Here is a 21,079-nt window from a genome sequence, read left to right on the forward strand (position 1 = left end):
GTTAGGGTTGATCACGTGGCAGGACGTCCAGTCCACACCTTCGAAGTGGTGCGCACCGAGAAGATTGCACCGCACATGGTTCGAGTTGTCCTCGGCGGCAACGGCTTTGACACGTTCACGCCCAACGAGCACACCGATGCGTATGTCAAGTTGGTGTTCGTCGACGACGACTTGGACGTCAGCGGACTTGATCAGCCGCTGATGCTGGACAGCTTCAACGCGCTGCCCGAAGTCAAACGGCCGGTGGTGCGGACCTATACCGTGCGGCGCGCCGACAGCCAGCGCCGTGAGCTGACCATCGACTTCGTCGTGCACGGCGACCACGGTGTGGCCGGCCCGTGGGCCGCCAACGCCGTCCCGGGCCGGCGGCTGTTCGTGGTGGGGCCCAGCGGTGCCTTCGCGCCCGACCCGGCCGCCGACTGGTATCTGTTCGCCGGCGATGAAGCCGCTCTGCCGGCCATCGCCGCCGCGCTGGAAGCACTGCCGCCCAGCGCGGTCGGACGTGCGTTCATCGAGATCTCCGGGCCCGACGACGAGATCGAGCTGACCGCACCCGACGGTGTCGAGGTGCGTTGGATCTACCGTGGCGGACGGGCCGATCTGGTCGGCGACGAGATCGCCGGGGATCACGCACCGCTGATCGACACCGTCAAGGAAACCCCCTGGCTACCCGGTCAGGTTCAGGTATTCATCCACGGAGAGGCGCAGGCCGTGATGCACAACCTGCGTCCCTACATCCGCAATGAACGCGGGATCCCCGCCAAGTGGGCGTCCTCGATCTCGGGCTACTGGCGCCGGGGGCGCACCGAAGAGACCTTCCGGCAGTGGAAGCGCGAACTCGCCGAGGCGGAAGCCAAATAACCCGAGCCGGAGCGGTGACGATGGCAGGCTGACGCCATGACCTTCGGCAACTATCAGCTCGAGATCTACCTGCAGGGCCTGTCCGGGATCTTGCCGACCCTCCCGATGGATTATGCCGGCTGGGAAGCCAAAGCCGAGGTCGCGATGCCGCCCTCGATCTGGTCCTACGTGGCCGGTGGAGCCGGCGACGAGCACACCCAGCGCGCCAACCGCACCGCCTTCGACCGCTGGGGGCTGATGCCGCGCATGCTGGTCGGGGCCACCGAGCGCGATCTGACCGTCGACCTGTTCGGCATGACGTTGCCCTCGCCGCTGTTCATGGCTCCCGTCGGTGTCATCGGGATCTGCGGGCAGAGCGGCCACGGTGACCTGGCCGCCGCCCGCGCAGCCGCGCGCACCGGGGTGCCGATGATGGTGTCCACCTTGACCGAGGACCCACTCGAGGACGTGGCCGCCGAGTTCGGCGACACTCCGGGGATCTTCCAGCTCTACACGCCGGCCGATCGCGACCTGGCGGCCAACCTGGTCCAGCGCGCCGAAAAAGCCGGATACCGGGCGCTGGTCGTCACCCTGGACACCTGGATCCCCGGGTGGCGACCGCGAGACTTGGCGACGTCGAACTTTCCTCAGCTGCGTGGCCGCTGCCTGGCCAACTACACCAGCGACCCGGTGTTCCGCGCGAGCCTGGCCCAGCCGCCGGAGGAGAACATGCAGGCGACTGTCCTACAGTGGGTCCAGCAGTTCGGCAACCCGCTGACTTGGGATGACCTGCCTTGGCTGCGGTCGCTGACCGACCTGCCGCTGGTACTCAAGGGCATCTGCCACCCCGACGATGTGCGGCGCGCCAGGGATGGCGGTGTGGACGGAATCTACTGCTCGACCCACGGAGGTCGCCAGGCCAACGGCGGACTGCCCGCGCTGGACTGTCTGCCCGGCGTGGTGGAGGCCGCCGACGGGATGCCGGTGCTGTTCGACTCCGGGATCCGCAGCGGCGCCGACATCATCAAGGCGCTCGCCCTCGGTGCCACCGCGGTCGGCGTCGGCCGGCCCTACACCTACGGGCTGGCCATCGGTGGCGAGGACGGCGTCGTGCACGTGCTGCGGTCACTGCTCGCCGAGGCCGACCTGATCATGGCCGTCGACGGTTATCGCAGCCTGGCCGAGTTGACGCCCGAGGTGCTGCGGCGCGTCGGCTGACCTGCGGCGCGACTGTCTGCCACGGTAGATCGGTGGACGCTGTGCTCGAGGACTTCGACCAGTACCTGGCGTTGCAACGGGGGCGTTCCGAGCACACCCGGCGCGCCTACCTCGGCGACTTGCGGGCGCTGCTGGCCTTCGTCGATCATCGAAGCCCCGGCGCCGGGCTACGCGGGCTGACGCTGCCACTGCTGCGGTCCTGGCTGGCCACCCAGGCCGCCGCCGGCGTCGCGCGCTCCACGCTGGCCCGCCGCACCTCAGCCACCAAGACGTTCACCGCTTGGGCGCTGCGGCGCGGCCTGCTCACCGAGGACCCCGCAGCCCGGCTGCAGATGCCCAAGGCTCGTCGTACCCTGCCTGCCGTGCTGCGTCAGGACCAAGCCATCGAAGCGTTGGATGCTGCGAAGACCGGTGCACAACAGAATGACCCACTCGCGCTACGTGACCGACTGATCGTCGAGATGCTCTACGCCACCGGCATCCGGGTCAGCGAGCTGTGTGGGCTGGACATCGATGACGTCGACACGTCCCGGCGGCTGATTCGGGTGCTGGGCAAAGGCAACAAGCAGCGCACCGTGCCCTACGGCACACCGGCTGACGCGGCACTCACAGCTTGGCTGGCCGAAGGTCGCCCGAAGCTGGCCACCGATCGCTCCGGCCCCGCGCTGCTGCTCGGCGCCCGAGGCGGACGGATCGACCCCCGACAGGCACGCACCGTCGTGCACCAGACCGTGTCGGCCGTCACGGGAGCTCCCGACATCGGCCCACACGGTCTGCGCCACAGCGCAGCCACCCACCTGCTCGAAGGAGGCGCCGACCTGCGCGTGGTCCAAGAGCTGCTCGGTCATTCGTCGCTGGCCACCACCCAGCTCTACACCCACGTCAGCGTCGCGCGACTGCGCGCCGTGCACGACCAGGCCCACCCTCGGGCCTGAGGCGCTCATCGCACCGGCTTGAGCCGGATGCGGGTCTCGGCCAGCAGGCCCAGCGGATCGACATAGTCGGCGCGTCTGGCCGGCCCCCACATCGCGCCCCAATGGAGGCAGGCCACCGCCGTGCAGCCGGCGTGTCCGGCGACGAGCGTTCCGATCGCGCTACCCGACTGCACCGTCTGTCCCGGCCGTACCGACGGGCGCACCGGTTCGTAGCTGCTGCGCAGCCCACCGGGATGGGCGATCGAGACCACCGGACGGCCGGCCAACGGGCCGGCGAACACCACGGTGCCCGCCGCCGCGGAGTACACCGGTTGCCCCTCGAACCCGGCCAGATCAACCCCGCGGTGTCCGCGTTGCCAGTTCGGCGACGGTGCGTCGAAGGCGCGCACCACCGGGGGCCGTGGTCGAAGCGGCCACGAGAACCGGTCTGCGTCGGCCGCCGCCGGGACCGCGGTGAGCACCATGAGCACGCAAAGCGCGACCAATACCATTGCTGCACGCATCGGCCCAGTTCAGCGCACAGTTCCGGGGCGGGCCAAGCCCGACCGTACTAACCCTGGGGATGAGCGACGCGCTGGTCAAAGCACCTGCTCTGAGCGTGTAAACTGCTATCCGCAGCTCGTTCGCGCGAGCTGACTTCGCGCGTCTGCGACACGGACCGGAGTGGTTCGTCACCTCGTATGCCGGGCGGTCCCGTTGCAGGAGTTCTCTCCGAAGACGGGTCCGGCATCGAAGCAGACGCCAGGGTCCGGCTCACCCGATGCCGGACGACAACCGACAACCAAAGAGGTATGGCCAATCATGGCTGTTGTAACCATGAAGCAGCTGCTCGACAGCGGCACCCATTTCGGGCACCAGACTCGGCGCTGGAACCCGAAGATGAAGCGGTTCATCTTCACCGACCGCAACGGCATCTACATCATCGATCTCCAGCAGACGCTGACCTACATCGACAAAGCGTATGAGTTCGTCAAAGAGACCGTCGCACACGGCGGTTCGATCATGTTCGTCGGCACCAAGAAGCAGGCCCAAGAATCGATCGCCGAGGAAGCCACCCGCGTCGGCATGCCCTATGTGAACCAGCGCTGGCTGGGCGGCATGCTCACCAACTTCTCCACCGTGCACAAGCGTCTGCAGCGCCTCAAGGAACTCGAGGCCATGGAGCAGACCGGCGGGTTCGAGGGTCGCACCAAGAAGGAAATCCTGATGCTGACCCGCGAGAAGAACAAGCTGGAGCGCAGCCTCGGTGGTATCCGGGACATGCAGAAGGTGCCCTCGGCGATCTGGGTCGTCGACACCAACAAAGAGCACCTGGCCGTTGCCGAGGCCCGCAAGCTGAACATCCCGATCATCGCGATCCTCGACACCAACTGCGACCCCGATCTGGTCGACTACCCGATCCCGGGTAACGACGACGCGATCCGTTCGGCCGCGCTGCTGACCAAGGTGATCGCCTCGGCGGTGGCCGAAGGCCTGCAGGCCCGTGCCGGTGCCGGCAAGGCGCAGGCCGACGACTCGGCCGAACCGCTGCCCGAGTGGGAGCAGGAGTTGCTGGCCGGCGCCACCGCCGCGACCCCGGGCACCCCCGAGGCCGAGGTACACACCGAACCCACCCCCACCCCGAATCCGTAGGGAAAGGCTCAGATGGCTAACTACACCGCTGCCGACGTCAAGCGTCTCCGCGAGCTGACCGGTGCCGGAATGCTGGACTCGAAGAACGCACTGGTCGAGGCCGGTGGCGATTTCGACAAGGCGGTCGAATTGCTGCGTATCAAGGGCGCCAAGGACGTCGGTAAGCGCGCCGAGCGCGCCACGGCCGAAGGTCTGGTTGCGGCCAAGAACGGCGCGTTGATCGAGCTCAACTCCGAGACCGACTTCGTCGCCAAGAACAGCGAGTTCCAGGCGCTGGCCGACCAGGTCGTCGCCGCGGCCGCCGAGGCCAAGGCCGCTGACGTCGACGCCCTCAAAGCCGCCAAGCTGGGTGACACCACTGTCGAGCAGGCCATCGCTGACCTGTCGGCCAAGATCGGTGAGAAGCTCGAACTGCGCCGCGCCACGTATCTCGACGGCAAAGTCGAGACCTACCTGCACAAGCGGGCCGCCGACCTGCCCCCGGCGGTGGGCGTACTGGTCGAGTACGAGGGTGACTCCGTAGAGGCGGCGCACTCGGTCGCGTTGCAGATCGCTGCGCTGAAGGCCAAGTACCTCACCCGCGAGGACGTGCCCGAGGACATCGTCGCCAACGAGCGGCGCATCGCCGAGGAGACCGCCCGCAACGAAGGCAAGCCCGAGCAGGCGCTGCCCAAGATCGTCGAGGGGCGGGTGACCGGCTACTACAAGGACGTCGTGCTGCTCGACCAGCCGTCGGTCTCGGACAACAAGAAGACCGTCAAGGCGCTGCTCGACGAGGCCGGCGTGACCGTGACCCGGTTCGTCCGGTTCGAGGTCGGGCAGGCGTAGCACCCTTGCGTCACAGGACCCTCGGAACCTCGGTTCCGAGGGTCCTGTGCGTTGTCCGCCGAGACCAGCCGCACCGGCGGTACGCTTTGGTACCGTCGGCGCATGGATCGGATTTCGGCATTCCGCGACGATGCGCTCGGTGAGCTTGACGCGGTCGGCCTGGTGCAGGCACTGCGCGCCGGGGACGTGGCACCGGCCGAGGTCGTCGAGGCGGCGATAGCACGGGCCGAGTCGGTGAACTCGACGCTGAACGGTCTGGCTTTCGAGGCGTTCGACCGGGCTCGTGCCCGCGCCGTCCAACGCCATCGCCACGGCGGATTCTTCGACGGCGTGCCGTCGTTCATCAAGGACAACGTCGCCGTGGCCGGGATGCCGACGATGAGCGGCACCGACGCGTGGCACCCCCGCCCGGTCGCCGACAACGGGGACTTCGCACGCTCCTACCTGTCGACCGGCCTGGTCCCGCTGGGCAAGACCGCGCTGTCGGAATTCGGCTTCAGCGCTTCGGCCGAACACCCGCGGCTGGGTCCGGTGCGCAACCCATGGAACCCTGAACACACCGCCGGTGCGTCGTCGTCGGGCTCGGGTGCCTTCGTCGCCGCCGGTGTGGTTCCGATCGCCCACGCCAATGACGGCGGCGGCTCGATCCGCATCCCCGCCGCATGTAACGGGCTGGTGGGACTCAAGCCCTCGCGCGGGCGGCTACCGCTGGACAAGGACATGCGCCAGATGCCGCTGCGTATCGTGCACAACGGTGTCGTGACCCGCTCGGTACGCGACACGGCGGCGTTCTTCCGCGAAATGGAGAGAGTCACCGCCAACCCGAAGCTGCCGCCCATCGGTGATGTCACCGGACCCGGTGCGAAGCGCCTGCGCATCGCGGTCTGTACGAAATCCATTGAGCGCGAGGCAAGCCCGGAAGTCACTCGGCTGACCCTGGACACTGCCGAACTGCTCGAGAACCTCGGGCACCGGGTCAGCGTCGTGGACAATCCGGTTCCGAAACGGTTCGTCGACGATTTCCTGCTGTACTGGTCGTTCCTGGCCTTCGCGTTGGTGCGCGGCGGTCGGCGCACGTTCGGGCCGAGCTTCGACCGCGATCAGCTCGACAACCTGACCCGCGGTCTGGAGTCGCACGCCGCGCGCAATCTGCACCGGCTTCCCGCCGCGATAGCCCGGCTGGCCCGTGTCCGGCGGGTCACCTCGCGACTGCACGCCGACCATGACGTGGTGTTGACCCCCACGCTGGCCGACGTCACCCCGCCCATCGGCCACCTCGATCCGACCGCGCCATTCGGCCAGGTCATGGACCGGCTCACCGAATGGGTGGCGTTCACGCCGTTGCAGAATGCCACCGGTGAACCGGCGATCTCGTTGCCGCTGGCCCAGTCGCAGTCCGGTCTGCCGGTGGGGATGATGTTCGCCGCGCGCCTCGGCGAGGACGCCCTGCTGCTCGAGCTGGCCTATGAGCTCGAGCAAGCCCGGCCCTGGCCGCGTATCGACGATACCCCCACGTAACCCGACCGCCGCGGTGTTAACCATGCCGACATCGGCGGCGGCGACGGGTGAAACGTTGGGCTTCCACCATCGCTGTCGTGGACGGCGATGCTCAGCGATCTCTCGCATGACCCTGGAGCGCTCCACGCTGGGTGCCGAGCCCGGTGAGCGGACACAGCGGTACCCCCTGGATCCGCTGACCGGCGCCGAGATCGAAGCTGCCGCGGCGGTCATCGGCGAATCCGACTATGCGACATCGACGTTGAAATTCGTCATGATCCAACTCGCCGAGCCGGCCAAGAACGACACGCTCACGTTCCGCGCCGTCGGAGACGTTCCGCGGCAGGCGTTCGTCACGATGTACGACCCGGCGGTCAAGCTGCTCCATGAAGCCGTCGTCGACCTCGACACCCGGGTGATCGACTCATGGACACCGATACCCGGACGGTTCCCGTCCTATCTTGTCGAGCACATGACCGGTGTCGAGGAGCGGGTCCGCGAGGACCACCGCTGGCAGGAGGCCATGCGTCGGCGCGGGATCACCGACTTCAGCCTCGCGATGATCGATCCTTGGCCAGCGGGGTATTACGGGGCGCGTGACGACTACGAGAGCTCACCGCTGATCTGCCGGCCACTGACTTTTGTGCGGGCCGCTCCGGCGGAGAATGGCTACGCAAGACCCGTCGAGGGCCTGATTGTGATCTTCGACCTGGACTCGATGACCGTCCTGGACATCGAAGACCACGGGGTGGTGCCGCTGCCGCCCAAGGCCGGCAACTACACCGGGAAGTACATGTTCGACGCCGGCAACCGGCCTGCCTTCACCCAGTGGCGCGACGACGTCACATCCATCGAGATCACCCAGCCCGACGGGCCGAGCTTCACCGTCGACGGGTGGAACGTCCGATGGCAGAAGTGGTCTGTGCGCATCGGATTCAACCCCCGCGAGGGCCTCACGCTGCACGAGGTGACCTACACCGACCGCGGCGAGGTACGGCCTGTCATGTATCGGGCCGCGCTCTCGGAGATGGTGGTGCCCTACGGGGATTCCTCGCCGACGCACTGGAACAAGAACGTCTTCGACATGGGTGAAGTCGGGATGGGATTCTCGGCCAACCCGCTGACGCTGGGCTGTGACTGTCTGGGCGAGATCTACTACTTCGACGCAACGGTCAACGACTCCGATGGCAACGCGGTGACCATCCCCAACGCGATCTGCATGCACGAGGAGGACTACGGCATCTCGTGGAAGCACACTGATTTCCGCACCGGCGAGGTCGAGGTCCGCCGCTCACGGAGACTCGTGATATCGATGATCTGCACCGTCGGCAACTACGAGTACGGGTTTTTCTGGTACTTCTACAACGATGCGTCGATCGAAGTGGAGATCAAGCTCACCGGTGTGCTGACCACCGGCGCCATCGCCGAGGGAGATTCACCGCGCTGGGGCAAGATGGTCGCTCCGGGAATGTACGGACCCAACCACCAGCACTTCTTCAACTTCCGCCTGGACATGACCATTGACGGACCGAAAAACACTGTCTACGAGGTCGACTCGGTCCCAGAACCAGATCCTGAGCTCAACCCGCACCACAATGCCTGGATCACCCGCGACACCCTGGTGGCCTCCGAGGCCGACGGGGCGCGGGACTGGGACTGCTCGACCGGACGGTACTGGAAGGTCGTCAACCCGTCGAAGCTCAACGAGCTCGGCATGCCGGTGGGGTACAAGCTGATGCCCAGGGGCATCGTGCCGGTGATGGTGCAGCCGGGATCGACCATCTACGACCGGGCCCGGTTCGTTCAGCACAACCTGTGGGTGACCCGTTACGACCCGCGGGAGCGCTACGCGGCGGGTGACTACATGTACCAGTGCGCCGAGGCGCAGGGGTTACCGCGCTACATCGCCGACGACGCGCCACTCGAGGACACCGACATCGTGCTTTGGTACACCGTCGGCGCCCATCACGTGGTGTGCCCAGAGGACTGGCCGGTGATGCCGTGCCACTACACCGGCTTCAAGATCAAGCCGGTCGGCTTCTTCGACGGTAACCCCGCGCTGGACCTGCCCCCCTCGGCGCCCAAGCAATGCCATCAGGGTCACGGCGGCGCTCCGGTCGCCGAACGTGCGATGGAGTCCTGAGGCCGGTCGCCGGTCTGGTTGCGCTGGTGACGGCTGACGCGCCGGCCCACCCCGACGCCGTGTCGCGCCCCCGATGAGGCAGGATGAGGGTGCCGTCCGCCGCTGCGGGGTCGGCGCTGCACGCCAGGACCGCGAAGGAGTCGGATGTCGGAGGACGCCACCGGCCACGGTAAGGGAATATCGTCGGCGATCAGGCCCGCCTATTCGCGAGTGCTTCTCAAACTCGGTGGCGAGATGTTCGGCGGCGGGTCGGTCGGACTGGATCCCGACGTCGTCGCACTGGTCGCCCGCCAGATCGCCGACGTGGTTCGCAGCGGCGTCCAGGTCGCCGTCGTGATCGGCGGCGGCAACTTCTTCCGCGGTGCGCAACTGCAGCAGCGCGGCATGGAACGCACCCGCTCGGACTACATGGGCATGCTCGGCACCGTGATGAACAGCCTGGCCTTACAGGACTTCCTGGAAAAAGAAGGTATCCAGACCCGGGTGCAGACTGCCATCACCATGGGCCAGGTCGCCGAGCCCTACATTCCGCTGCGCGCCCGCCGACACCTCGAGAAGGGCCGGGTGGTGATTTTCGGGGCAGGTATGGGACTGCCGTACTTCTCCACCGACACCACCGCGGCGCAACGTGCGCTGGAGATCGGCGCGGACGTGGTGCTGATGGCCAAGGCGGTCGACGGCGTGTTCACCAAAGATCCACGTGTGCATTCCGACGCCGAACTGCTCATTGCCATCAGCCACCGCGAGGTCATCGACCGCGGCCTGAAGGTCGCCGACGCGACCGCATTCAGCCTGTGCATGGACAATGGCATGCCGATCCTGGTGTTCAACCTGCTCGTCGACGGCAATATCGCGCGCGCCGTGGCGGGTGAGAAGATCGGAACCCTGGTCACCACGTGAGGCGTGACACCGGGCCAGACAGCGACGGGAGAGAGCGACAGTGATCGAGGAAACCCTCTTCGACGCCGAGGAGAAAATGGAAAAGGCCGTGTCGGTAGCACGAGACGACCTTGCGTCGATCCGCACCGGACGCGCCAACCCCGCGATGTTCAACCGGGTCCATGTGGACTACTACGGAGCCGCCACTCCGATCACCCAGCTGTCGAGCATCAACGTGCCCGAGGCCCGGCTGGTGGTCATCAAACCCTACGAAGCCAACCAGCTGCGCACCATCGAAGACGCGATCCGCAACTCCGACCTGGGGGTCAACCCCAGCAACGACGGCAACGTCATCCGGGTGGCGATCCCGCAGTTGACCGAGGAGCGCCGCCGTGAACTGGTGAAACAAGCCAAGTCCAAAGGCGAAGACGCAAAGGTGTCGGTGCGCAACATCCGGCGCAAGGCGATGGAAGAGCTGACGCGCATCAAGAAAGACGGGGACGCCGGCGAGGACGAGGTCACCCGCGCCGAGAAGGACCTCGACAAGACCACTCACCAGTACACCGCCCAGATCGACGAGCTGGTCAAGCACAAGGAAGGCGAGCTGCTGGAGGTTTGAGCTCCACAGCAACCGATTCCCCACATGACGATCTCCTGATGAGCTCTCCGGTCAACGAACCGCCCGCCCAGAAGCCCTCACGCGCCGGGCGTAACCTGCCCGCAGCGATCGGCGTCGGCGTCCTGCTCGGCGGCGGCCTGATCGCGATCCTGCTCTTCGCTCCGTATCTGTGGTTGGCCCTGGTGGCCACCGCGGTGGCCATCGCCACCTATGAGGTCAGCAGCCGACTCGGCGAAGCCGGTTACCGCATGCCGCTCGTGCCGCTGCTGGTCGGGGGCCAGGCCACACTGTGGCTGACCTGGCCGTTCGGTCCCGCCGGAGCGCTGGGCGGATTCGCCGGCACCGTCGTGGTGTGCATGATCTGGCGGCTGGTCGGTCAAGGGCTGAACCACGCACCGCAGAACTACACCCGCGACATCGGCGCCACGGTGTTCCTGGCGACCTGGGTGCCGCTGTTCGCCAGCTTCGGTGCGCTGCTCATCTATCCCGACGACGGTGCCAACCGGGTGTTCGCCCTGATGCTCGGTGTGGTGTTCTCCGACATCGGCGGCTACATCGCCGGGGTGCTGTTCGGCAGGCACACCATGGCTCCCGCGATCAGCCCCAAGAAGTCCTGGGAGGGCCTGGCCGGCTCGCTGCTGTTCGGGACCACCGCATCGGTGCTGGCCGTGGTGTTCCTGCTCGACAAACCCTGGTGGGCGGGTGTGGCACTGGGCCTGATGCTGGTCATCACCGGCACGCTCGGCGACCTGGTCGAATCACAGTTCAAGCGTGACCTCGGCATCAAGGACATGAGCAACCTGCTGCCCGGTCACGGCGGCATGATGGACCGCATCGACGCCATGCTGCCTTCGGCTGTGGCCACCTGGATCGTGCTGACGCTGTTGGCCTGAGGTTGGATCAGCAGGGGATACTGGACGGCAGCCATGCCCGATCCGCTTCCTCTGGTCTTCGATGCTCCGCGCCGCGCGTTGCCGCCGCGGCATTTCGCCGACCTCGACGACACCGAACGCGCCGCCGCGATCGCCGAACTCGGCATCCCGGCTTTTCGCGGGAAGCAGCTGGCCAACCAGTATTTCGGCCGCCTGATCGCTGACGCGCAACAGATGACCGATCTGCCCGCGGGGATACGCGAACAGGTGGGGGCCACGCTGTTCCCCACGCTCCTGGAGGCCACCCGCGAGATCGCGTGTGATGCGGGCGAAACCCGCAAGGTGCTCTGGCGCGCGGTCGACAAGTCCACGTTCGAGTCGGTGCTGATGCGCTATCCCGACCGCAACACCGTGTGCATCTCGTCACAGGCCGGCTGCGGCATGGCGTGCCCGTTCTGTGCGACGGGACAGGGGGGACTCCAGCGCAACCTGTCGACCGCCGAGATCCTCGAACAGATCCGATTCGCCGGTGCGGATCTGCGTGCCCGCGGCTCCGGCCCGACTGCGCGCGGCCGGCTGTCGAACATCGTCTTCATGGGCATGGGTGAACCGCTGGCCAACTACAACCGGGTGGTGGCGGCGGTCCGCAGAATCACGGCCCCGACGCCCAACGGCTTCGGGATCTCTGCCCGCTCGGTGACGGTGTCCACGGTGGGCCTGGCACCGGCGATCCGCAAGCTGGCCGACGAGAAGCTCAACGTGACATTGGCGGTGTCGTTGCACACGCCTGACGACGAGCTGCGCGACACGCTTGTGCCGGTGAACAACCGCTGGAAGGTCGACGAGGTCCTCGACGCGGCACGCTACTACGCCGACGTGACCGGCCGGCGGGTGTCGATCGAGTACGCACTGATCCGTGATGTCAACGACCAGCCCTGGCGGGCCGACCTTCTCGGCCGGTTGCTGCATACCAAGCTCGGTCCGCTGGCGCACGTGAATCTGATCCCGCTGAACCCGACACCGGGCAGCGAGTGGGACGCCAGTCCCAAACCGGTGGAACGCGAGTTCGTCCGACGCGTGCGGGCCAAGGGCGTGTCATGCACCGTGCGCGACACCCGGGGCCGGGAGATCGCGGCGGCCTGCGGGCAGTTGGCTGCTCAGGGCTGACCACCTTACGGGGCCGCACCCGGCCTGTTGACGAACCATACGTTGTCCTCCCGCAGGTGCCGGCTACGCCATCCGTCGGGTGTGCGGACCAGATCGTGGTGGTAGTACCCGCCGCACGCACTCTGCTCGGCCATGCCCGGCAGCTGCATCGGGTTGTAGAACATCGCCCGGACGCTGGCGGTGTCACCGTCGATCTCGGTGATCTCGACATTGGTGATGTAGTGCATCGTCCACGGGATGGCCTCGAAAGTCCTGCTGAACAGGTCGACGATCTCGTCCCGTAACCCCGGCGGGATACCGGCCGACGAGTAGTCGATCACCGCATTCTCGGTGAACACCGATCGGTACAGTTCCCAATCTTTGGTGTCGACGCCGCGGGCATACCGACTGAGCAGTCCACGGATCTCCAGCTCGTCGACGACCTGCTGGGGGACCGGCGCGAACGTCACTGGTCGGGCATACCGATCGTCTTGGCCTCCAGGTACTCCTTGAAGCCTTCTTCGCCGTTGCGATAACCCAGCCCAGACTGCTTGGTTCCGCCGAACGGGCTGTTGATGCCGAAGTGGCTCTTGCCGTTGATGGTCACATTGCCGGTGCGCATCCGGCACGCGACCGCGAACGCGCGGTCCACATCGGCACTGCTGACCTCCCCGGACAGTCCGTAGATGGTGTTGTTGGCAATGGCGATCGCTTCGTCGTCGGTGTCGTACGGCGTCACCGTCAACACCGGCCCGAAGATCTCCTCCTGCGCCACTTGCGAATTGGGGTCGACGTCGGCCAGTAGTGTGGCTTGGGTGTAGTAGCCGGTCGGCAGGTTCTCCGGGACGCCGCCGCCGGTGACCAGCCGCGCACCGGAATCGATGCCACTCTTGATCAGGCCGAGCACCTTCTGACGTTGGGTCTCGCTGATCTGGGGACCTTGCATGTTGCCCGGCGTCCACGGATCACCGATCGGGAAATTCTCCATCACCGCTTTGAGGTTTTCGATCCCCTCGTCATATCGACTGCGTGGCAACAGAATCCGGGACGGCAGAATGCAGGACTGTCCACTCATCACGCAGGCCATCATCGCCGCCAGCGGCAACGTCGCACCGAAATCGGCGTCGTCGAGCACGATGTGGGCCGACTTTCCGCCCAGCTCCAGCAGAGTCTTCTTCACTGTCGGAGCGCCCGTGGCCAGAATCGCCCGCCCGGTGGCCGTCGATCCGGTGAAGGTGATCATGTCGACCCGCGGGTCGGCCGACAGTGCCGCGCCCACCTCGTTGGCATTCGACACGACCACGTTGAACACGCCGGCCGGGATGTCGGTCTCCTCGGCCACGATGCGGCCGTACTCACTGCCCGACCACGGCGTGAGCTGTGCGGGCTTGAGCACCACCGTGTTTCCGGCCATCAGCGCCGGGACCGTCTCGGCGATGTTGAGGTAGAGCGGCACGTTCCACGGCGTGATGGCCCCGACGACCCCGACAGCCTCGTAGTGGATCTTGCGTCGGGCCGGCCCCAGCGGGGTCTCGTGGACCCCGTTGTCGACCAGGTAGTTGAACTTCTTGCCGTGCTCGGCCCAGTGCCTGACCTCGGCGATCGGACTCTCGATCTGGCTGCCGGTGACCGACACCGGGCAGCCCACCTCGGTGATCAGGATCCGGCGCAACCGTTCCTTGTTGCGGTCCAACGCCTCGTGCAACTGGGTCAGGCAGTGGTACCGGAACTCCGGATCCCGCGACCAGTCGGTCTCGTCGAAGGCGCGCCGCGCTGCGCCGATTGCTCGCTCCATGTCTCCGACGGTGCCGTCGGTCGCCTGACCGACCACCTGTTCGGAGGCTGGGTGCACCACATCGAACGTCGCACCACTGGCTGTCAGCGTCAACTCGCCGTCAATGAGCATCCGCTCGTCGCCGGCCAGCACCCCGGTTTCCGTCTCTGCCGTCGTCATGATGAACAGCTTTACAAAATTTGAGCGCGGTGTCACCCATTCGTGGGTGCTCGACGACTCCCGTTCAGGTCGTCTTGAGTCCGACGGCGTGGCGCAACTGGTCGAGGAACTGATCGTCGTCGTCACTTCGCACGATGTAGTGCGACACCGCAACTCGGATCGCAGTTGCTGCTTTGACCGCCCCGTTGGATCCGGGCAGGAGCTTTTCTAGCTGTGCACGCATGGCGGGAAGGATGCGGCCCAGTTGGGCGATGACGACTTCGGGTTCGATGTCGACCAACCGAACACCCGAATAGGACCGCTGATAGTCGACGATGAACCGCATCGCCGCATCGACCCGTTCGGGGCCGCGCAGTCCGGCGGTGGCCCGGGCTATGCCGGTCTGGAACATGTCGCGCTCGTAGACGCCAAACGCCTCCAACAAGGCCTGCTTGTCGGCGAACCACCGATAGAGCGTGGGCCGGGACACTCCGGCCTGCAGCGCGACCTCGGAGAGGCTGAGCTTCGTCTGTCCGCTACGGGCGAGCACCTCGGCGGTCGCCACCAGGATTCGATGCCGGGTCGAGGTGTCCTCGGCGGTGTCGGATCGTTCAGATACGGGATGGTTCACAGAGCCGGCCTTCGCTGTCGGGTCGGTTTCGATCGTAGAGCCTGCTGAGGCCGGGCAGTCGCGACGCGCGCGGCGGCGTCGGTCACAGCGCCTTCTCCAGCAACGCGACGGTGTCCAGGTCGTCGAGCGCGGCCAGCGCGCGCTCCAGGCCCTTCAGTGCGATGTCCTCTGTCTGCATGCCGCCGATCCCGGCGGTGATCAGTGCCGCGACATAGGGGTACATCGCCCCCTGGCGGTAGCGGTCCCACAACTCCTCGCGCGCGATCTCGGGCCCGCCTCCGGCACCGAGCACCCGCCGGTACACGTCGAGCAGGTCCCGCTGGGCAGCGATGCGGTCGTCGGCGGTCATGCTCGTCACCAAGGTGTAGGCCAGCTCCCGGCTGGGATGACCGCGCCGCACCGCCTGCCAGTCCAACAGCCCGGCCCGGCCGTCCCGGAAGTAGAGATTGCCGGGGTGGGCGTCGCCGTGCATGACGGTGTGCGGCGGGGTGTCGACCAGCGCCGCCGCCGCACGGTAATGCTCGTTGACGAACCGGCCGCGGCCCAACGGCAGGTCGGTGCGCTCGGCCAGTCGCCGTGTCGACGAACGCAGCAGCCGCGCCGTCAGCAGGGACACGCTGTCCTCCGACGCGCTGTAGAGCCAGCCCAACGGGCCGTACCCGCGCCGGGCCGGCAACCGCTTCCAGAACGTTGCGTGCACCGTCGCCAAGAGTTCGACAACCTGCTCAGCCTGGTCGACGCCGATCGGGTGCAAGGTGTCGGGAAACTCACATCCGGTGGCCGCCAGATCCTCCAGGACCAGCGCGAAACGCCCGGTCCACGAATCGAACCCGATCCCGTGCGCGCGCGGGACGTCGGCCAGTTCGGGGGCCAGCTGACGGTAGAAGCGTGTCTCGGTGTCGGCGAGGTTGCCTAACTCGCCCAGCACGCGGGTGGCCAGGGCCGGGGCGGCGGTCTTGACGAACACCGTCTCGGGAACGCCGTCGCCGGTCAGTGCGAGGCGGGCGCGCGATGAGGTTCCGGCGTCCGCGTCGAGCGCCGATACCGATGTCACCGAGCGGCCGATCAGTGCCGACAGCGCCGTGGGGTCGATGTCGGCGACGGTCCGGGGAACTGTCCGTACCCGCCCGATCAGCGCGTCGGTGCCGATGCGGCCAGCTGCGCGGCTCAGGTGCGAAGCCAAGCCCACACTGGGCGCAATCCGTTCGGCGAAAACTGACACCGCGGCCTCCTAGGCTTGACCGATAGCCACACCAGGCTTACAAAGTCTTACTACTTTGTAAAGTACAAGGAGGGTATCGCGATGGCCGGTCCGTTGCAGGGAGTTCGTGTCGTCGAGCTCGGCGTCTGGGTGGCGGGCCCGGCAGCGGGCGGAATCCTCGCAGACTGGGGTGCCGACGTCGTCAAGATTGAACCGCCGGCCGGTGATCCGGCGCGGACGTTCGGGCGCATGCTGGGTATCACCGCGGCCGACGGCGAGGACTCCAGCCCGCCTTTCGAAATGGACAACCGAGGTAAGCGCAGCGTCGTGCTCGACCTGGCCACCGAGGACGGCCGCACACACGTGCGGGAGTTGCTCGCTGACGCCGACGTGTTCCTGACCAACATCCGCACCGGGGCACTGCGCCGTATCGGGCTGGACTTCGATGCGGTCGCGGCCGCCAATCCGCGGCTGATCTACGGTTTGATCACCGGCTACGGCGCAGTGGGTCCGGATGCCGACCGGCCCGCCTACGACGTGGCCGCGTTCTGGGCGCGGTCGGGGCTGGCGCACCTGCTGACCCGGCCCGGCGACGTCCCGCCGTTTCAGCGCGGCGGCATGGGCGACCACATGGCCGCAATGACGCTGGCCGGTGCGCTGTGTGCGGCGCTGGTTTCGCGCACGCGCACAGGCGTCGGGCAACTGGTTACCACCTCGCTCTATCGTCAAGGCGCCTACACCGTCAGCTTCGACCTCAACACCTTTCTGCTGACCGGTCATTCGATTGCGATCGGCCAGCGTGAGGCAATGGCCAACCCGTGCATGAACAACTACACCGCCGGCGACGGGCGGCGGTTCTGGCTCGTCGGTCTACAGGGTGAACGTCACTGGCCGGCGCTGTGTGCCGCAGTGCAGCGGCTCAGTTGGCTGACCGACGAACGCTACGCCACCGGCCGCGCCCGCGCGGTCAACGCCACCGCACTGATCGCCGAGCTCGACGTCATCTTCGCCGGCAAGTCACTCGACGAGTGGTCCGAAGTCTTTGACGGGCAACCGGATCTGTTCTGGTCTCCGATCAACTCGCCCGAAGACGTCCTGGCAGACGAGCAGTTCCACGCTGCCGGCGGAGTGGTCTACGTTCCTGACGGGGACGGTGCCAGCGTGCCGATGATCGCCTCGCCGGCGGACTTTCACGGCACGCCCACGCAGATCCGGTCCGTTGCTCCGGCGCTTGGGCAGCACACCGACGAAGTGCTCGCCGAACTTGACGCGCGCACGCACGGTCGCGGCTAGGCGGTCACGGCGACCGGTGCTTGACGCGGGCGGCGTGGCGCAGCTGGGCCAGGAAATCTGCGCTGTCATCACTGCGGACCAGGTACTGCGATACCGCCACTCGCACCGCTGTGGCGGCCGACAGCCCAGCATCGGGCCCAGTGCACAAGCGCTGCAGACGATCTCGCATCAACGGCAGCACCCGCGCCAACCGTCGGATGACCTGCTCGGGCTCAACGTCGACCATGCGCAGGCCGGGATAGGACAGTTGGTAGTCCACGATGATGCGCAATGCCGCGTCGAGCCGTTCATGGGCGGGTAGCCCGGCAGTCGCTTCGGCTACGGCGTGTTCGTAGAGCAGGCGCTCCCACACCACGAACGCGTCGAGCAGCTCGCGCTTGTCGCCGAAGTAGCGGTACAGCGTCGGCCGGGACACCCCGGCCTGGGCTGCGACGTCGGACAACGAAAGTTTCGCCGTGCCGTTGCGGCCCAGAACTTCCGCGGTCGCCGCCAGGATCCGTGCGCGCGTCGGAGTGTCCGGGCCGTCGGCATCGGGCGGCTCGTGACGTGCAACCGGCGGTTGCGGCATGCAGATACTTTACAAAAATCTGATGGAATGTCACGGTATTTGGATGGCAGCCCCTGCGGTGCGGCGATCGGAGCAACCCATGCGAGTGTCAGTGGATCTGAGCAGATGCACCGGCCACGGTATCTGCGAGACGATCGCCGAAGAGATCTTCGAGGTGCTCGACGAGGGCAGCGTGGTGATCCACGAGCCCGTGCGGCCCGCCGAGGACCGTGAGCGGATGCAGCAGGCGGTCACCCAGTGCCCGGTGGCCGCACTGCGGTTGATCGACTGACTTTCCCGCGGAGTAGCGTTCCCGGCTGCGGTCAAAGCTCAATCCGAGACTGGAATACTATTCCGCGGGAGGATTTTTCGGGGGGCGGGGGCGAACCAGGACCGATTGCTGGATGGCGCCGACGGGCCCTGATTCGTCGAACAACGTTCCGATCGTGGTACCGACGCCGTCGGGTCCGTAGCTCGTCTCTGCCCGGACGCCGACCCATTCGCCGTCGGGAACCCGGTGAACGTGGACCACCAGGTCGGTGTTGAGGAAGGTGAATTGACGCGGATTCAGCGTGGTGCCGATACCGTTGGCCACATCGGCCACGGCGAACAACCGTTCCAGCGGGGTCATCTTTTCGCCCTTGACCAGATCGACCTCGGGCCGCAGCCAGGATTCGCCGCCTCCGGGGGCCAGCGGACGGGTGAGCCAACGCCAGTCCAGGCTGTGCACGTAGTTGGGATCCCAGTCCTTCTTCATGTCGTGGCGTGTCGCCTCTGCGAGCGCAGCCAACGGTTCGGCAGCCGCATGCGCGATCGCCGGGGTGTCGAGTGTCTGCAGCCGCCAGCCGCTGGCCCGTGCCACCGGGCGGGGCCGGCCATCGGGTCCCGGGGCCGCCATCTCGGCGCTGAACAACTCGATCTGCTTGCCGGGGCGTTCTCGCCAGGCACGCACCCACAGGTCACCCTCGGCCGGGACGGGCCCGAGCAGATCGATCAACACCCGGCTCAACCGGGTGTCGTCCCGTGGTTCGCAGTGCTGCAGCGCCCGCACCAGCAGCGCCGACACCGGGGCGGCGTGTTGGATGGCCGCCGACCAGGTGCTGCGCACGAAATCGGTGGCGAGGAAGCGTTCGCCGTGCTCACTTTCGGCGTCGAGGAGTTCGTAGTAGGAATCGGACATCGGGACCTTTCAGGGCTGGGCGGGGGCGGGAATGTCGACGGTGGTGGCATCCAGGCGAGACAGCGTGGTGCCGCGGAGCCGTTCGGGATAGGCGTCAGCAGCTGACACCAGGAACAGGGTGCGGCCCTCGGGCCCGCCCAGTGCGCAGGCGATCGCGACGCGCTCGCCGATGTCGATGCGGTCGGTGACCGTCGCTACGCCATCGACGGACACGATGCGCTGGAACTGGTTTGCCAGCGTCATCGCCGTCCACACGCCGCCCTCGGTGTCCAGGCAGAGACCGTCCGGCGGACCGTCCAGGGCCTCGGCGAAGGCGCGCCGCTCACCCAGCGTCCGGTCGGCGGCGACGGTGAACGCGGTCAGTCGCCGACCGACCGATTCCGCAACGATCAAGGTGGCGCCGTCGGGGGTGAGAACCATACCGTTGGGAAAGTCCAGATGCTGGGCGACCACCGTGGCCGCCGCGGCCACACCGTCACCCGGGTCGAGTCGCACGATGACGCCGGCTGCGCGCGCTTGGGAGCCGACGTAGACGGTGCCGCCGCAGTCGATCACCATGTCGCCGAGGGCGGCCGGCGCGAGCTCGCTCAGATCGGCGTAGACGTCGACGGATTCACCGTCGTAACGCAGCACCTCGCGACGCTCGGTGGATACGATCAGCAACGACCCGTCCGGGCAGAACCCGAGTCCCGACGGCGAATGACCGGGTAGCGCAAGGGTACTGAGCAGACCGTCGAGCGTCACCGTGTGCACGGCTTCGCCGAGCATGTCGGAGAACCACACCAGGTCCTCGAACCACCGTGGACCTTCGCCGAAGCAGAACCCGTCGGCCAACGGGGTCAACGTCATCGGCGCAGTATCCGGTGCCATGACCCCCGGCCCGACAACACTTTACAAAACACGGGACAAGTGTCACGCTGCCTGGGTGCAGCTGTCAACCGCCTGCGGCCCGTGCCAGATCGGGGTTCGGACATGAACATGAAGAAGTATCACAGCCACACGCTGATGTACCTGCACGAGACGATCGACCTGGGATCGGCGTGCGCCGAGGAGTTCGTCGCCGAGTTCGACGCCAACTACCACCCGATGATGAGGGAGCTGGGGGCGAGGTTGTTCTCGATCTGGGAGACCACGCCTTACAACGGACACTGGCCGCAGGCGACCGTCATCTGGGAAATCGACTCGTTCGCCGATTACGCCCGCATCGGCCGGGCCCAAGCCGCCGGCGGCCGTCACCAGGCCGCCGCCCGAAAATGGGCGACATATCTGCGTGGTGCCGGTGCCCGGGGCGAGGGCCGCATCATGTATGCCGGTCGCAGCAACCGGCCGCTGTCCCAGTTGCAGGCCGAAGGGTTCACCGCAGGGCTGGTGATCCAGGAGATCATGCAAACCAAGCCGGGCCGCCAAGACGACTACATCCGTGAGCTCGAACGGCTCTACGTGCCCTGGTCGGAGTCGACCGGCAAACGCTGGCTCGGTTCGTTCATCACCACTTTCCGGTTCAACGAGGTCATCCATTACTGGGCCTTGGAAGGAGACTGGGACTGCTTCGAGAACCACTACCCGTCGTGGAAGGAACACCCGCCGGCCGAGATCGTGACGTGGATGAGCGTGGCCCCGGCGCTACGCGACGGGTGGGAGGACTCCATCCTGGCCGCGCTGCCACCATCCCCGCTGCGGTGATC

At 66.8% G+C, this 21,079-nt stretch carries 22 protein-coding genes; 14 read left to right on the plus strand and 8 right to left on the minus strand.

Going from position 1 to position 21,079, the window contains the following annotated elements; all coding sequences use genetic code 11:
• Positions 1-15 precede the first annotated feature (15 nt).
• The 3 genes from KXD98_RS09750 to KXD98_RS09760 are packed head-to-tail and all read left to right on the plus strand — an operon-like array spanning position 16 to position 2,993.
• Positions 16-861 carry a siderophore-interacting protein gene (locus KXD98_RS09750; protein WP_260763744.1) on the plus strand — a complete coding sequence of 282 codons (846 nt, stop codon included), beginning with the start codon at positions 16-18 and terminating at the stop codon, positions 859-861.
• 36 nt (positions 862-897) lie between these two features.
• Positions 898-2,058, plus strand: a complete 1,161-nt coding sequence (locus KXD98_RS09755; RefSeq protein ID WP_260763748.1) for a lactate 2-monooxygenase — start codon at positions 898-900, stop codon at positions 2,056-2,058.
• A 32-nt stretch (positions 2,059-2,090) separates the two neighbouring features.
• Entirely contained in the window at positions 2,091-2,993 is a 903-nt protein-coding gene (locus tag KXD98_RS09760; RefSeq protein ID WP_260763750.1) for a tyrosine recombinase XerC, read from the plus strand.
• A gap of 5 nt (positions 2,994-2,998) precedes the next feature.
• On the opposite strand, the gene KXD98_RS09765 is transcribed toward KXD98_RS09760, so the two are convergent.
• Positions 2,999-3,496 carry a M23 family metallopeptidase gene (locus tag KXD98_RS09765; protein ID WP_260763753.1) on the minus strand — a complete coding sequence of 166 codons (498 nt, stop codon included), beginning with the start codon at positions 3,494-3,496 and terminating at the stop codon, positions 2,999-3,001.
• A gap of 298 nt (positions 3,497-3,794) precedes the next feature.
• Here KXD98_RS09765 and rpsB point away from each other — a divergent pair, with 298 nt between their 5' ends.
• The 8 genes from rpsB (at position 3,795) to rlmN (ending at position 12,630) form a co-directional block, all read left to right on the plus strand.
• Positions 3,795-4,625, plus strand: a complete 831-nt coding sequence (gene rpsB, locus KXD98_RS09770; protein ID WP_260763755.1) for a 30S ribosomal protein S2 — start codon at positions 3,795-3,797, stop codon at positions 4,623-4,625.
• 12 nt (positions 4,626-4,637) lie between these two features.
• The gene (gene tsf, locus KXD98_RS09775) at positions 4,638-5,453 is read left to right on the plus strand and encodes a translation elongation factor Ts (protein WP_260763757.1); all 816 of its coding nucleotides are present in this window, start codon (positions 4,638-4,640) and stop codon (positions 5,451-5,453) included.
• Positions 5,454-5,555: 102 nt separating this feature from the next.
• Complete coding sequence (locus KXD98_RS09780) at positions 5,556-6,971, plus strand: amidase (protein WP_260763758.1); 1,416 nt, start codon at positions 5,556-5,558, stop codon at positions 6,969-6,971.
• A 106-nt stretch (positions 6,972-7,077) separates the two neighbouring features.
• Positions 7,078-9,093, plus strand: a complete 2,016-nt coding sequence (locus tag KXD98_RS09785) for a primary-amine oxidase (protein WP_260763760.1) — start codon at positions 7,078-7,080, stop codon at positions 9,091-9,093.
• Positions 9,094-9,237: 144 nt separating this feature from the next.
• Positions 9,238-9,993: a UMP kinase gene (gene pyrH / locus KXD98_RS09790; RefSeq protein WP_260763762.1), complete on the plus strand. Its 756-nt coding sequence runs from the start codon at positions 9,238-9,240 to the stop codon at positions 9,991-9,993.
• A gap of 40 nt (positions 9,994-10,033) precedes the next feature.
• Positions 10,034-10,591 carry a ribosome recycling factor gene (gene frr, locus KXD98_RS09795; protein WP_260763764.1) on the plus strand — a complete coding sequence of 186 codons (558 nt, stop codon included), beginning with the start codon at positions 10,034-10,036 and terminating at the stop codon, positions 10,589-10,591.
• A 38-nt stretch (positions 10,592-10,629) separates the two neighbouring features.
• Entirely contained in the window at positions 10,630-11,484 is an 855-nt protein-coding gene (locus KXD98_RS09800) for a phosphatidate cytidylyltransferase (protein ID WP_260763766.1), read from the plus strand.
• Between the two features lie 33 nt (positions 11,485-11,517).
• Positions 11,518-12,630: a 23S rRNA (adenine(2503)-C(2))-methyltransferase RlmN gene (rlmN, locus tag KXD98_RS09805; protein WP_260763769.1), complete on the plus strand. Its 1,113-nt coding sequence runs from the start codon at positions 11,518-11,520 to the stop codon at positions 12,628-12,630.
• Positions 12,631-12,635: 5 nt separating this feature from the next.
• Here the strand turns inward: rlmN and KXD98_RS09810 are convergent, their stop codons facing one another.
• The 4 genes from KXD98_RS09810 to KXD98_RS09825 form a co-directional block, all read right to left on the minus strand.
• Complete coding sequence (locus KXD98_RS09810; protein WP_260763770.1) at positions 12,636-13,079, minus strand: nuclear transport factor 2 family protein; 444 nt, start codon at positions 13,077-13,079, stop codon at positions 12,636-12,638.
• The gene (locus KXD98_RS09815; RefSeq protein ID WP_260763773.1) at positions 13,076-14,563 is read right to left on the minus strand and encodes an aldehyde dehydrogenase family protein; all 1,488 of its coding nucleotides are present in this window, start codon (positions 14,561-14,563) and stop codon (positions 13,076-13,078) included. The genes KXD98_RS09810 and KXD98_RS09815 overlap by 4 nt, the downstream gene beginning before the upstream one ends.
• A 64-nt stretch (positions 14,564-14,627) precedes the next feature.
• Positions 14,628-15,173, minus strand: coding sequence for a TetR/AcrR family transcriptional regulator (locus tag KXD98_RS09820; protein WP_260763776.1), 546 nt, complete (start codon positions 15,171-15,173; stop codon positions 14,628-14,630).
• A gap of 82 nt (positions 15,174-15,255) precedes the next feature.
• Positions 15,256-16,395 carry an ecdysteroid 22-kinase family protein gene (locus KXD98_RS09825; protein ID WP_260763777.1) on the minus strand — a complete coding sequence of 380 codons (1,140 nt, stop codon included), beginning with the start codon at positions 16,393-16,395 and terminating at the stop codon, positions 15,256-15,258.
• Between the two features lie 81 nt (positions 16,396-16,476).
• On the opposite strand from KXD98_RS09825, the gene KXD98_RS09830 reads away from it, so the two are divergent.
• Entirely contained in the window at positions 16,477-17,667 is a 1,191-nt protein-coding gene (locus KXD98_RS09830) for a CaiB/BaiF CoA-transferase family protein (RefSeq protein ID WP_260763779.1), read from the plus strand.
• A gap of 4 nt (positions 17,668-17,671) precedes the next feature.
• Here KXD98_RS09830 and KXD98_RS09835 read toward each other — a convergent pair whose 3' ends face one another.
• Positions 17,672-18,235, minus strand: a complete 564-nt coding sequence (locus KXD98_RS09835) for a TetR/AcrR family transcriptional regulator (RefSeq protein WP_260763783.1) — start codon at positions 18,233-18,235, stop codon at positions 17,672-17,674.
• Between the two features lie 79 nt (positions 18,236-18,314).
• Here KXD98_RS09835 and KXD98_RS09840 point away from each other — a divergent pair, with 79 nt between their 5' ends.
• Positions 18,315-18,506: a ferredoxin gene (locus tag KXD98_RS09840; protein WP_260763784.1), complete on the plus strand. Its 192-nt coding sequence runs from the start codon at positions 18,315-18,317 to the stop codon at positions 18,504-18,506.
• Between the two features lie 57 nt (positions 18,507-18,563).
• Here KXD98_RS09840 and KXD98_RS09845 read toward each other — a convergent pair whose 3' ends face one another.
• Both KXD98_RS09845 and KXD98_RS09850 read right to left on the minus strand, forming a co-directional pair.
• The gene (locus KXD98_RS09845) at positions 18,564-19,394 is read right to left on the minus strand and encodes a thioesterase family protein (RefSeq protein WP_260763786.1); all 831 of its coding nucleotides are present in this window, start codon (positions 19,392-19,394) and stop codon (positions 18,564-18,566) included.
• Positions 19,395-19,403: 9 nt separating this feature from the next.
• Entirely contained in the window at positions 19,404-20,243 is an 840-nt protein-coding gene (locus KXD98_RS09850) for an SMP-30/gluconolactonase/LRE family protein (protein ID WP_260763793.1), read from the minus strand.
• A gap of 129 nt (positions 20,244-20,372) precedes the next feature.
• On the opposite strand from KXD98_RS09850, the gene KXD98_RS09855 reads away from it, so the two are divergent.
• The gene (locus tag KXD98_RS09855; protein WP_260765099.1) at positions 20,373-21,077 is read left to right on the plus strand and encodes an NIPSNAP family protein; all 705 of its coding nucleotides are present in this window, start codon (positions 20,373-20,375) and stop codon (positions 21,075-21,077) included.
• The last annotated feature ends 2 nt before the right edge of the window (positions 21,078-21,079 follow it).

This window comes from Mycobacterium sp. SMC-4 (genome assembly GCF_025263265.1).
Classification (GTDB): domain Bacteria; phylum Actinomycetota; class Actinomycetes; order Mycobacteriales; family Mycobacteriaceae; genus Mycobacterium.

Excerpts from the sequence above, each read along its gene's own strand:
- KXD98_RS09840 (WP_260763784.1), top strand. The coding sequence starts at position 18,315 with ATGCGAGTGTCAGTGGATCTGAGCAGATGCACCGGCCACGGTATCTGC.
- KXD98_RS09765 (WP_260763753.1), bottom strand. The coding sequence starts at position 3,496 with ATGCGTGCAGCAATGGTATTGGTCGCGCTTTGCGTGCTCATGGTGCTC.
- KXD98_RS09830 (WP_260763779.1), top strand. The coding sequence starts at position 16,477 with ATGGCCGGTCCGTTGCAGGGAGTTCGTGTCGTCGAGCTCGGCGTCTGG.
- KXD98_RS09755 (WP_260763748.1), top strand. The coding sequence starts at position 898 with ATGACCTTCGGCAACTATCAGCTCGAGATCTACCTGCAGGGCCTGTCC.
- KXD98_RS09845 (WP_260763786.1), bottom strand. The coding sequence starts at position 19,394 with ATGTCCGATTCCTACTACGAACTCCTCGACGCCGAAAGTGAGCACGGC.
- KXD98_RS09780 (WP_260763758.1), top strand. The coding sequence starts at position 5,556 with ATGGATCGGATTTCGGCATTCCGCGACGATGCGCTCGGTGAGCTTGAC.
- KXD98_RS09850 (WP_260763793.1), bottom strand. The coding sequence starts at position 20,243 with ATGACGTTGACCCCGTTGGCCGACGGGTTCTGCTTCGGCGAAGGTCCA.
- KXD98_RS09785 (WP_260763760.1), top strand. The coding sequence starts at position 7,078 with ATGACCCTGGAGCGCTCCACGCTGGGTGCCGAGCCCGGTGAGCGGACA.
- KXD98_RS09800 (WP_260763766.1), top strand. The coding sequence starts at position 10,630 with ATGAGCTCTCCGGTCAACGAACCGCCCGCCCAGAAGCCCTCACGCGCC.
- tsf (WP_260763757.1), top strand. The coding sequence starts at position 4,638 with ATGGCTAACTACACCGCTGCCGACGTCAAGCGTCTCCGCGAGCTGACC.
- KXD98_RS09815 (WP_260763773.1), bottom strand. The coding sequence starts at position 14,563 with ATGACGACGGCAGAGACGGAAACCGGGGTGCTGGCCGGCGACGAGCGG.
- pyrH (WP_260763762.1), top strand. The coding sequence starts at position 9,238 with ATGTCGGAGGACGCCACCGGCCACGGTAAGGGAATATCGTCGGCGATC.
- rlmN (WP_260763769.1), top strand. The coding sequence starts at position 11,518 with ATGCCCGATCCGCTTCCTCTGGTCTTCGATGCTCCGCGCCGCGCGTTG.
- rpsB (WP_260763755.1), top strand. The coding sequence starts at position 3,795 with ATGGCTGTTGTAACCATGAAGCAGCTGCTCGACAGCGGCACCCATTTC.
- KXD98_RS09855 (WP_260765099.1), top strand. The coding sequence starts at position 20,373 with ATGAAGAAGTATCACAGCCACACGCTGATGTACCTGCACGAGACGATC.
- KXD98_RS09835 (WP_260763783.1), bottom strand. The coding sequence starts at position 18,235 with ATGCCGCAACCGCCGGTTGCACGTCACGAGCCGCCCGATGCCGACGGC.